This is a genomic window from uncultured Frigoribacterium sp., assembly GCF_963515265.1.
Taxonomy (GTDB): domain Bacteria; phylum Actinomycetota; class Actinomycetes; order Actinomycetales; family Microbacteriaceae; genus Frigoribacterium.
Genome location: NZ_CAUPYL010000088.1, coordinates 1 through 10,169, shown reverse-complemented (window position 1 = coordinate 10,169; position 10,169 = coordinate 1). Strand labels below are relative to the sequence as shown.

Annotated in this window: 11 protein-coding genes; 8 read left to right on the top strand and 3 right to left on the bottom strand. The window is 72.6% G+C overall.

Going from position 1 to position 10,169, the window contains the following annotated elements:
* Positions 1 to 256: 256 nt before the first annotated feature.
* The 6 genes from RWM17_RS08725 (at position 257) to RWM17_RS08700 (ending at position 2,804) form a co-directional block, all read left to right on the top strand.
* Positions 257 to 499: a hypothetical protein gene (locus RWM17_RS08725; protein ID WP_314102770.1), complete on the top strand. Its 243-nt coding sequence runs from the start codon at positions 257 to 259 to the stop codon at positions 497 to 499.
* A 17-nt stretch (positions 500 to 516) separates the two neighbouring features.
* Complete coding sequence (locus RWM17_RS08720; RefSeq protein ID WP_314102768.1) at positions 517 to 840, top strand: hypothetical protein; 324 nt, start codon at positions 517 to 519, stop codon at positions 838 to 840.
* Positions 841 to 914: 74 nt separating this feature from the next.
* Complete coding sequence (locus RWM17_RS08715; RefSeq protein ID WP_314102767.1) at positions 915 to 1,319, top strand: SRPBCC family protein; 405 nt, start codon at positions 915 to 917, stop codon at positions 1,317 to 1,319.
* Positions 1,320 to 1,502: 183 nt separating this feature from the next.
* Complete coding sequence (locus tag RWM17_RS08710; RefSeq protein WP_314102766.1) at positions 1,503 to 2,267, top strand: SDR family oxidoreductase; 765 nt, start codon at positions 1,503 to 1,505, stop codon at positions 2,265 to 2,267.
* Positions 2,268 to 2,349: 82 nt separating this feature from the next.
* A complete protein-coding gene (locus RWM17_RS08705) occupies positions 2,350 to 2,556 on the top strand; it encodes a DUF2945 domain-containing protein (RefSeq protein WP_209561539.1) in 207 nt (68 codons plus the stop codon).
* A gap of 11 nt (positions 2,557 to 2,567) precedes the next feature.
* Positions 2,568 to 2,804, top strand: a complete 237-nt coding sequence (locus RWM17_RS08700) for a hypothetical protein (protein ID WP_123547884.1) — start codon at positions 2,568 to 2,570, stop codon at positions 2,802 to 2,804.
* Here the strand turns inward: RWM17_RS08700 and RWM17_RS08695 are convergent.
* Complete coding sequence (locus tag RWM17_RS08695; protein ID WP_314102763.1) at positions 2,795 to 4,090, bottom strand: MFS transporter; 1,296 nt, start codon at positions 4,088 to 4,090, stop codon at positions 2,795 to 2,797. The two genes, RWM17_RS08700 and RWM17_RS08695, sit on opposite strands and share 10 nt — an antisense overlap.
* 76 nt (positions 4,091 to 4,166) lie before the next feature.
* Between RWM17_RS08695 and RWM17_RS08690 the strand changes: the two genes are divergently transcribed.
* Positions 4,167 to 4,820: a TetR family transcriptional regulator gene (locus tag RWM17_RS08690; RefSeq protein ID WP_314102760.1), complete on the top strand. Its 654-nt coding sequence runs from the start codon at positions 4,167 to 4,169 to the stop codon at positions 4,818 to 4,820.
* Here RWM17_RS08690 and RWM17_RS08685 read toward each other — a convergent pair.
* Positions 4,807 to 5,655, bottom strand: a complete 849-nt coding sequence (locus RWM17_RS08685) for an ABC transporter permease (RefSeq protein WP_314102757.1) — start codon at positions 5,653 to 5,655, stop codon at positions 4,807 to 4,809. The genes RWM17_RS08690 and RWM17_RS08685 overlap by 14 nt on opposite strands.
* Positions 5,652 to 6,707 carry an ATP-binding cassette domain-containing protein gene (locus tag RWM17_RS08680; protein ID WP_314102771.1) on the bottom strand — a complete coding sequence of 352 codons (1,056 nt, stop codon included), beginning with the start codon at positions 6,705 to 6,707 and terminating at the stop codon, positions 5,652 to 5,654. Before RWM17_RS08680 ends, RWM17_RS08685 begins: the two co-directional genes overlap by 4 nt.
* 216 nt (positions 6,708 to 6,923) lie before the next feature.
* Here RWM17_RS08680 and RWM17_RS08675 point away from each other — a divergent pair.
* Positions 6,924 to 10,169 (top strand): bifunctional proline dehydrogenase/L-glutamate gamma-semialdehyde dehydrogenase (locus tag RWM17_RS08675; protein WP_314102754.1); only part of this gene is annotated, 3,246 nt, incomplete at its 3' end.

Here is a 10,169-nt window from a genome sequence, read left to right as displayed (position 1 = left end):
GGCCGCAGCGGGGCACCGGCCGCAGCCGCCCGCGCCGCGGCCGCTGACCCCCGCCTCCTGCGCTCCCGCACCGCGCCTCCTGCTGCTCTCCTCATTCAGGAAGACGAGTCCTGATCCTCGCGAGAGGGGGACTGGTTCTCCTGATCCGTGCACGGATCAGGACCGGAGCGCCGCAGCTTCCTGAAAGACGAGGAGGCTCGGCCACGAACCTCGAGGGCTGCTCCACCAGCCCGACCGGCCTGGCATGCTGGCGCACATGAGCGAGAGCACCGACGGTGAGAAGCCGGTCCCGAGGCGCTTCAGGCGTCTGCGGTCCAACCCTCTGCGAGACTCCCTGCCGTGGGTGGCGGTGGTGGTCGGCCTTCTCCTGGTCGTCCGGGCGATGCTCGGGCGCAGCCCGGGCGACGACCCCGTCTGGCTCGTGATGGGCATCGTGCTGGCGGTCCTCGGCGTCGTGGTCTTCTTCGTCAACCGCTGGCAGGCGCGACGCGGGCACTAGGGGAGGACGTCGACGACATGAGAGAAGGTGCCCGCCGCCACCGGCAGACCGTCGCGGCGGTCCTGGCCGTCCTCACCGCGGTCGACCCGTACGGTCTCGAGCCCGGCACGCCGGAGGGGCCTCCGGCAGACGAGTACGAGCCGGAGGCCCTCGACCTGGCCCGTGTGCTCCTCGCAGAGGGGGCCGTGACCGTGCGTGACGTCGAGGACGTCTGGGCGCACTGGTTCTCGGAGTCCCTCGTGCTCAGGCTCGGAGTCGACCGGACGGCCCGGCTGGTCGACGAGCTCAACGCGCTGGTGCCCGCCGCAGCGGCGAGTGGCTTGCCGCTTCGCGGGGCCTGACGGGGTCCAGAGGCCCACGAAGCGGCAACTCGATCGTCGTGGCGGAGCGACGGGCGCGCTGGTACCGTCCCCGCATGACCTGGCCCGCCGTGCACGTCTCCCGTCCGATCGAGCACGACGTCGCCGCCGTGTCGCGGGTCGCGGGCGACCCGGCTCAGCTGCCGTCGTGGGCGGCCGGCCTCAGCAGCGGCGTCCGGCACGAGGCCGGACGGTGGCTCGCCGACTCGCCGATGGGCGTCGTCGAGGTGGCGTTCACCGGGCCCGTCGAGCTGGGCGTCCTCGACCACGACGTGACGCTCCCCGACGGCACCGTCGTGCACAACCCCCTCCGCGTGCTGGCCAACGACCAGGGCAGCGAAGTGGTCTTCACCCTCTTCAGGCGGCCGGGCACCTCCGACGCCGACTTCACGGCCGACGTCGCGGCCGTCGAGCGTGACCTCGACCGGCTCGCCGCCCTGCTCGACGAGCTCGCGCCTTGACCTCGGGCGACGAGCCCCCGCGCTGACTTCGCTCGACGAGCCGGGCGACTTGCCCTTCATGCTGCCTCGCGCGGCGTGAGGCAGCAGAAAGAGGCAACTCGATCGTGGATCACAGCAAGCGAGCGCGAGGGCGAAGGAGGACGTGAACGTCGCGCGAGGCAGCCAGCCCCCTACGCTGGCCCCATGTCGATGAAGACCTGCCTCCTGACCGGCGCCGGACGGCGCGAGAGCATCGGGCGGGCCGTCGCCCGCGACCTCGCGGCCGACGGCTGGGACCTCGCCCTCGCGACCTGGGACCCGTACGACGACTCCATGAGCTGGGGCGCCCGCCCGGGCGACCTCTCCGAGCTGGTCGCCGAGGTCGAGGGCCTCGGGCAGAGGGCCCGCGTCTACCAGGCCGACCTCTCCGACGCGGCGACCCCCGCCCGTCTCTTCGCGCAGGTGAACGCCGACCTCGGGCCCGTCTCCGGCCTGGTCCTGTCGCACTCGCAGAGCGTCGACTCGTCGATCCTCGACACCTCGGTCGAGGCCTTCGACCTGCACTTCGCCGTCAACACCCGCGCCGCCTGGCTGAGCATCAAGGCGCTGGCCGAGCAGCTGCCTCCCCTCGACGAGCTGCCCGACGGGGCCCGCGTCGTGGCGCTCACGAGCGACCACACCGTGCACAACCTTCCCTACGGCGCGAGCAAGGGGGCCCTCGACCGCATCGTGATCGCGGCCGCCCGCGAGCTGGCGCACCTCGGCATCTCGTCGAACGCCGTCAACCCCGGACCGGTCGACACGGGCTGGATGGACGACGACACCCGCCGCACGCTGACCGCGATGCAGCCGACGGGCCGCCTCGGCACCCCCGAGGACGTCTCGCGCACCGTCCGGTTCCTCATGTCGCCCGAGGGTCGCTGGGTCACCGGCCAGCTGATCACGACCGACGGCGGCATCTCCGTCTGAGCCGCCCTGCCTGTGCCCCGCCCGGGAAGGCCCGAGGAGGCGCGGGTACCGTCCAGCGCATCCGACAGCCTGAGGAGGCACGATGACGTTCAGCAAGGGCGACCACGTGACGTGGAAGACGCCGCAGGGCGAGACCCACGGCACCGTGGTGGACAAGCGCGTGAAGGAGTTCCAGTTCGACGGCCAGAAGTTCAAGGCCTCCGACGACGAGCCGTACTTCATCGTGAAGAGCGACAAGACCGACGCGGAGGCGGCTCACAAGGAGTCGGCCCTCTCGAAGAAGAAGTAGGGGACAGCACCATGGCAGATCTGACCGACGTGACCTGGAACCAGGAAGCTCGCGACAAGATGCTCACCGACGCCGACCGCGTGCTGCAGGACGCCGTCCGCGAGGTCGCGGCCGAGCACGAGGGCGACGACTGGGAGCCCGCCTTCGCCGCGCTGAACGAGCGTCTCAAGGGCCGCTTCATCGACTACGAGCCCGGCCCGGACGTGCGCAAGTACGCCGAGGCGATCGCACGCGGCGACTACCGCTGATCGAACGGCTCCTGACCGACCCGCTCGTCCGCTGACAGGACCGCGGGTGCGTCGATCCGGCGCACCCGCGGACTGACGGCCACCGCCACGGCCACGACGGCGATCAGGCCGGCCAGCACCAGCAGGGCCGTCGGCGTTCCGAAGCGGCCGGCGAGGGGCCCGACCACGAGTTCCCCCACGGGGATGCCGGCCAGCGTCGCGAGCGTCAGGGCCCCGAAGACCCGGCCGAGGTAGGCGCGCGGCACGAGGGTCTGGATCGCCACGTCGAGCGGGACCGTGAACAGCTCGAGGCCGACGCTCGACACGAAGAGGCCGAGGCAGAGCCAGAACGCCCAGTGCAGCGGGTCGACGTACGGCGCGTCCAGCACCTCCGGCTGGTCGACGTGCGCACCGGCGAGCAGCACCAGGGGCAGCACCAGCGCCGACGTCGCCAGGCACGCGACCGCGAGGCGCAGCCGCCCGCGCAGCCGGCCCGCCCAGACGGCCCCGACGACGAGGCCGAGGGTCTGCACCGCCCCGGCGAAGCCCCAGAGCACGCGGCCGAACGACTCGTCCGCCACGAGCGGCCCGATCACCTGCACCCCGCCCGCGAAGCTGAGCTGGTGCACGAACGCGAGCGCCAGGGTCGCTCGGAGCCACGGCGACCGAGCGACGAAGCCGATCCCCGAGCCCAGGTCGCGCAGCAGCGACCCGGAGCCGGAGGCGCCGGTCACCGATCGCGGGACGCGCCCGAACGCCAGCGCCGCCGCCACCGACAGCCCGGCGCCGACGAGCAGCGCGCTGCCCGTCCCCGCGACGCCCACGAGCGCCCCGCCGAGGGCCGTGCCGACGATCAGGCCGACGTTCATGCTGATCCGTGCGAGCACGGTGCCGTCGCGCACGAGGGGCTCGACGAGCACGTCGCGGAGCATCGCGCTCGAGGCGGGGCCGAAGAACGCGGCGGCTGCGCCTGTCAGGGCCGCCGCGACGGCCAGCGTCACGAGGGTCTCGTTCCCCGTCAGCAGGAGCACCCCCGCAGCGACCAGGGAGGCGGCCGAGACCACCGAGGAGGCGGTGGCCACCAGGCGCCGCGGCAGCCGGTCCGCGAGGGCGCCGCCCACGAGGACGAGCACGACGTTCGGCACCGCACGGGCCGCCACGACGAGGCCGAGCTGCGTCGCGTCCGCGCCGAGGTCGACGGCCGCGAAGACCAGTGCGAGGGGAGCCAGCCCGCCGACCACCCACGACAGCAGACGTCCGACCCACAGGGCGCGGAACGCCGGGATGCGCAGCAGCGACCACCTCACGCGGCGAGCCTACGCTCGGCGCATGGGGGACCAGGAGGCGGTGCGATCGTCCGCCGCCCGCCTTAGGCTGGCCCCGATGTCCGCACTCGACGAGCCCGCCGCCCCGCCCGGCCGCTACCGCAAGGGCGTCGCCAAGCGCGAGGCGATCCTCGAGGCGGCACTGCCCGTCTTCGGCAAGGTCGGCTTCCACGGGGCCTCGCTGCGCGAGATCGCCCGCAGCTGCGGGGTGTCGCACCAGTCGCTGATGCACTACTTCGCGACCAAGGACGAGCTCCTCATGGCCGTCCTCCGTCGACGCGACGAGCGCCTCCGGCAGCACTTCGACGACGAGGGCGGCATGCGCCTGGCCGAGCTGGTCGCGCTCGCCGAGTACAACGTCGACGTGCCCGCCGTCATCTCGCTGTTCATCACGGCGTCGGCCGAGGCGACGTCGAGCGATCACCCGGCGCACGACTACTACGCCGACCACTACGACCGCATCATCGGCTCGACCTCGGCGTACCTCACGGTCGCGGAGTCGCGCGGCTGGCTGCGGGAGGGGTTCACGGCCGAGTCGGCGGCCCGCGTCGTGCTGGCCGTTCAGGACGGCCTGCAGCTGCAGTGGCTGTACCGACGCGACGAGGTGCAGGTGGCCGACCTGATGCGGCTCGTCATCGGCACGGTCGTGACCGTGCCGACCGAGCAGCTCGACGACGCCGTGCGCGACGAGGTGGCGGCTACTTCGAGCTGATCCGCTGGAACTTGCGGATGCTCAGCGGCACGAACACGACGAGCATGACCGCGAGGCCGACGAGCACGGTGACGTACGGGTGCTGCAGCGTCCAGATGTCGGGCACGGGGGTGTCGCCCAGGTTGCCGAACGACGTGCGCGCGGCCTGCACGAGCGACGACACCGGGTTCCACTCGGCGAAGACCCGGAGCACGGTCGGCAGGGTGTCGCTCGGCACGAAGGCGTTCGAGATGAACGTGAGCGGGAACAGGATCATGAACGACGCGTTGTTGATCGTCTCCGGCGTCTTGACGCTCATGCCGAGCAGCGCCATCACCCAGCTGAACGAGTAGCTGAACAGCAGCAGCAGCGCGATGCCCCCGAGGAATATCAGCGGCGGCGTGTTCACCCGCCAGCCGACGGCGAGCCCGGTGAGCATCATGATCACCATCGAGATCGAGTTGAGCACCAGGTCGCTGTTCGTCCGGCCGATCAGCACCGCCGACGGGCTCATCGGCAGGGTGCGGAACCGGTCGATGATGCCCTCCTTCAGGTCTTGCGCCATGGCGGCGCCCGAGAAGGTGGACCCGAAGACGACGGTCTGGGCGAAGATGCCGGCCATCAGGAACTGCGTGTAGTCGGTGCCCTGCACGGCGATCGCGCCGCCGTAGACCTGGCTGAAGAGCAGCACGAACATGATCGGCTGCAGCACCGCGAAGATCAGCATGTCGGGCGAGCGCTTGACCTTGATCAGGTTGCGCTTCGTCACGGTCCAGCCGTCGGAGGCCCAGGTGCCGACCCCCGAGGGGCCCAGGGGCGTGAGGGTCTGCGCGAGCGCGCTCGTCGTCGTGGTCATCGCCGCGCCTCCTTCTTCTCGTCGGGCTTCTTCTCGTCGCGACGGCCGGCGCGGCCTGCCCGGCCCCCGGTGGGCACGGAGCCTGTGTCGGGGTCGTCGTCGTCGACGGCCTTGCGCCCGGTGAGCTGCAGGAACACGTCGTCGAGGGTGGGGCGACGCATGCCGGCGTCGTGCAGCTCGATCCCCGCGGCGCCGAGGTCGGCCAGGGTGCGCTGCAGGGCGGTCGGGCCGTCGGTGACGGCGACCTCGACCTGACGGCCGTCGCTGCCGAGCGACGGCTCGGCGTCGCCGTGCCGTCGCAGCACCTCGAGCGCCTGGGCCGCGCGGGCCTCGTCGACGAGCGCGACGACGAGACGGTGCCCGCCCACCTGCGCCTTGAGGTGGTCGGCGGTGCCCTCGGCGATGACGCGCCCGCCGTCGATGACGGCGATGTCGTCGGCCAGCCGGTCCGCCTCCTCCAGGTACTGGGTCGTCAGCAGCACCGTGGTGCCGCCGGCGACGAGGGAGGTGATGATGTCCCACAGGGCGAGGCGGCTGCGGGGGTCGAGCCCGGTCGTCGGCTCGTCGAGGAACAGCACGCGGGGGTTCGTCACGAGGGCGCCCGCGAGGTCGATGCGTCGGCGCATGCCGCCCGAGAAGCCCTTGACCGGGCGGTCGCCGGCGGCCGAGAGGTCGAACACGTCGATCAGCTCACGGGCTCGCTCGCGCGACACCTTGGCGCCGAGGTGGTAGAGCCGGCCGATCATGTCGAGGTTCTCGAAGCCCGTGAGGTTCTCGTCGACCGCCGCGTACTGGCCCGAGACGCCGATGGTGCGCCGCGTGGACTGCGGGTCGGCGACGACGTCGATCCCGGCGATGTGCGCCGTGCCCGAGTCGGGCACCTCGAGCGTCGTCAGCATCTTGACCACGGTCGTCTTGCCGGCGCCGTTGGGCCCGAGCAGCGCCTTGACGGTGCCCTCGGGCACGGTCAGGTCGAAGCCCGTCAGCGCGTGCACCGGGCCCGACTTCGAGCGGTACGTCTTCGTCAGGCCCGAGGCCTCGATCATCGCCATCTGCGCGCCTCCGACGTGGGGTGAGGTCACCGGACCCCTTGGTTCGGCGACGAGGTGAAAATACCAGCCGGGAGGCCCGCCCACCAGAGGACGGGTCGGTCGCGGTCGGGGCCGAGGAGGCGCCGGTCGCCTGGGCAGGAGGCGCCGGCCGACCGCCACGTTACGGTCGTGTGTCAAACCTTGCCACCTGGCAAGTTCCGGTCTTATCGTGACCGCATGACCACCACCGACCAGCCGGCCCGGCCGGCAGCTGCAGCCCTCCCCGAGTCGATCGGCGACGACGCCGTCGCCTTGGCCCGTCGCTGGGCGCACGAGGCGCCGTCGGCGCCCAGCACCGACTCGGCCCACCTGCTCGCCCAGGTGCTCAAGGACGAGTCGGGCCTCGCCTTCACGATCGGGTTCGTGGACCGCGTCGTCCGCCCCGAGGACCTCAGCGTCGCCGCCCGCAACCTGTCGCGCCTGGCCTCGCAGGTGCCCGCGTTCCTGCCCTGGTACATGCGGGGAGCAGTCCGGGTCGGCGGCGTCGTCGCCCCCGTGCTGCCCGGCGTCGTCGTGCCCGTCGCCCGACGCGTGCTGCGCGGCATGGTCGGCCACCTCATCGCCGACGCCCGGCCCGCGAAGCTCGGCGCGGCCATCAGCAGCATCAAGGCGGAGGGCACGCGCCTCAACCTCAACCTGCTCGGCGAGGCCGTGCTCGGCGACGCCGAGGCCGAGCACCGCCTCGCGGGCACCCGGGCGCTGCTCGAGCGCGACGACGTCGACTACGTGTCGATCAAGGTGTCGTCGATCGTCAGCCAGCTGTCGATGTGGGCCTTCGACGAGACCGTCGAGCGCGTCGTCGAGAAGCTCACGCCCCTCTACGAGCTCGCCGCCCGCTCGCGGGAGCCGAAGTTCATCAACCTCGACATGGAGGAGTACCGCGACCTCGACCTGACGATCGCGGTCTTCACGCGCCTCCTCGACCAGCCCCAGCTGCAGGGCCTCGAGGCCGGCATCGTGCTGCAGACGTACCTGCCCGACGCCCTCGGCGCCCTGCAGGGGCTGACCGAGTGGGCGACCCGACGGGTCGACGCGGGCGGTGCGTCGATCAAGGTCCGCGTGGTCAAGGGCGCGAACCTCGCCATGGAGACCGTCGACGCCGTCGTGCACGAGTGGCCGCTCGCCACCTACGACACGAAGCAGGCCAGCGACACGAACTACAAGCGCGTGCTCGCCTGGGCCCTGACGCCCGAGCGCACGCGTGCGGTCAAGATCGGCGTCGCGGGCCACAACCTCTTCGACATCGCCTTCGCGCACCTCCTCGCCGAGGCGCGCGGCGTCGGCGGCCGCGTCGAGTTCGAGATGCTGCTCGGCATGGCCGAGGGCCAGGCCGAGCTCGTCAAGGCCGACGTCGGCGGGCTGCTGCTCTACACGCCGGTCGTGCACCCACGCGAGTTCGACGTCGCCATCAGCTACCTGATCCGCCGCCTCGAGGAGAACGCCTCGAGCGAGAACTTCATGTCGGCCGTCTTCGAGCTCGCCTCGAACGAGGCGATGTTCGAGCGCGAGAAGGGCCGGTTCCTCGCCTCGCTCGCCGACGTCGACGTCGAGGCGCCCGCCCCGCACCGCGTGCAGAGCCGGCTCGACGACGCCCAGGCGCTCCGGCCGCGCGAGGCCGGCAGCGGCTTCGACAACGAGCCCGACACCGATCCCGCCAAGGCCGACAACCGCGCCTGGGGCCGCGAGATCCAGCGTGGCTCGGCCGACTCGGTGCTCGGCGTCGACCTCATCGAGCAGGCGCGGGTGGCCGACGCCTCCGTGCTCGACGAGATCGTCGCCGGCGCGGTCGCGGCACAGCCCGCGTGGGCGGCACGAGGAGGCGCGGGCCGGGCCGAGGTGCTCCGTGCCGCCGCCGTCACGCTGGCCGCCCGACGGGCCGACCTGATGGAGGTCGCCGCGAGCGAGACCGGCAAGACCGTCGCCGAGGGCGACGTCGAGGTCAGCGAGGCGATCGACTTCGCCAACTGGTACGCCCACCTCGCCGAGGAGCTCGACGTCGTCGACGGAGCCGACTTCGTGCCCGAGCGCCTGACGCTCGTGACCCCGCCGTGGAACTTCCCCGTCGCGATCCCCGCCGGCTCGACGCTCGCGGCGCTCGCCGCGGGCAGCAGCGTCGTCGTCAAGCCGGCCGGCCAGGCGAAGCGCTGCGGCGCCGTCATGGTCGAGGCGCTGTGGGAGGCCGGCGTGCCCCGCGACCTCCTCCGGCTCGTCGACGTGGACGAGGGCGACCTCGGCCGCCACCTCGTCTCGCACCCCTCCGTCGACCGCGTGATCCTCACCGGTGCCTTCGAGACGGCCGCGCTGTTCACGAGCTGGCGCACCGACCTGCCGCTGCTCGCCGAGACGAGCGGCAAGAACGCGATCATCGTCACGCCGAGCGCCGACCTCGACCTCGCGGCCGCCGACGTGATCAAGTCGGCGTTCGGCCACGCCGGGCAGAAGTGCTCGGCCGCGAGCCTCGTGATCCTGGTCGGCTCGGTCGGCCGCTCCGAGCGGTTCCGCCGCCAGCTGGTCGATGCGGCGTCCACCATGCGCGTCGGGTGGCCGTCCGAGCCCACGACGCAGATGGGCCCGATCATCGAGCCGGCCTCGGGCAAGCTCGAGCGCGCGCTCACGACGCTGGGCACCGGGGAGTCGTGGCTGGTCGAGCCCCGTCAGCTCGACGACACCGGCCGCCTCTGGTCGCCCGGCGTGCGCGCGGGCGTGGCCGCGGGGAGCGAGTTCCACCTGACCGAGTACTTCGGCCCGGTGCTCGGCGTCATGACGGCCGCGACCCTCGACGAGGCGATCGCCCTGCAGAACGCCACCGACTACGGCCTCACCGCCGGGCTGCACACCCTCGACCCGGCCGAGCTGTCGACCTGGCTCGACGGCGTCGAGGCCGGCAACCTCTACGTGAACCGCGGCATCACCGGCGCGGTCGTCCGACGCCAGCCGTTCGGCGGCTGGAAGAAGTCGTCGGTCGGAGCCGGAGCCAAGGCCGGCGGCCCGAACTACCTCGTGCACCTCGGGTCCTGGACGCCCACGACCCTCGTCGGTGCTGCGGCGAAGGAGGCGCGGCCCTCGGGGGCCGTCGCCGCCGCCCTCCGTGCCGCGACCCCGTCGCTCGGAGCCGACGCCGACCTGGTCGCCGCGGCCGTCGCCACCGACGAGCACTTCTGGGCCTCCGAGTTCGGCGTCGCCCGCGACGTCAGCCAGCTCGGCCTCGAGCGCGACCTGCTGCGCTACCGCCCGCTCGCGGTGACGGTGCGCGCCGCCGAGGGCGCCTCCCTCGCCGACGTGGTGCGGGTGCTGCTCGCCGCCCTCCGCTCGGGCTCGCCCTTCACGGCCTCCGTCGCCTCCGCCCTGCCCGAGCCGTTCGTCGCGGGCCTCGGCCTCGGCGTGGGCGCGATCCGGGTCGAGAGCGACGACGCCTGGCACGAC

What these genes read in the sequence shown, in the direction of transcription:
- RWM17_RS08700 (WP_123547884.1), top strand. Translation starts at nt 2,568, where the DNA reads ATGGCAGATCTGACCGACGTGACCTGGAACCAGGAAGCTCGCGACAAG.
- RWM17_RS08710 (WP_314102766.1), top strand. Translation starts at nt 1,503, where the DNA reads ATGTCGATGAAGACCTGCCTCCTGACCGGCGCCGGACGGCGCGAGAGC.
- RWM17_RS08685 (WP_314102757.1), bottom strand. Translation starts at nt 5,655, where the DNA reads ATGACCACGACGACGAGCGCGCTCGCGCAGACCCTCACGCCCCTGGGC.
- RWM17_RS08705 (WP_209561539.1), top strand. Translation starts at nt 2,350, where the DNA reads ATGACGTTCAGCAAGGGCGACCACGTGACGTGGAAGACGCCGCAGGGC.
- RWM17_RS08715 (WP_314102767.1), top strand. Translation starts at nt 915, where the DNA reads ATGACCTGGCCCGCCGTGCACGTCTCCCGTCCGATCGAGCACGACGTC.
- RWM17_RS08720 (WP_314102768.1), top strand. Translation starts at nt 517, where the DNA reads ATGAGAGAAGGTGCCCGCCGCCACCGGCAGACCGTCGCGGCGGTCCTG.
- RWM17_RS08680 (WP_314102771.1), bottom strand. Translation starts at nt 6,707, where the DNA reads ATGGCGATGATCGAGGCCTCGGGCCTGACGAAGACGTACCGCTCGAAG.
- RWM17_RS08725 (WP_314102770.1), top strand. Translation starts at nt 257, where the DNA reads ATGAGCGAGAGCACCGACGGTGAGAAGCCGGTCCCGAGGCGCTTCAGG.
- RWM17_RS08690 (WP_314102760.1), top strand. Translation starts at nt 4,167, where the DNA reads ATGTCCGCACTCGACGAGCCCGCCGCCCCGCCCGGCCGCTACCGCAAG.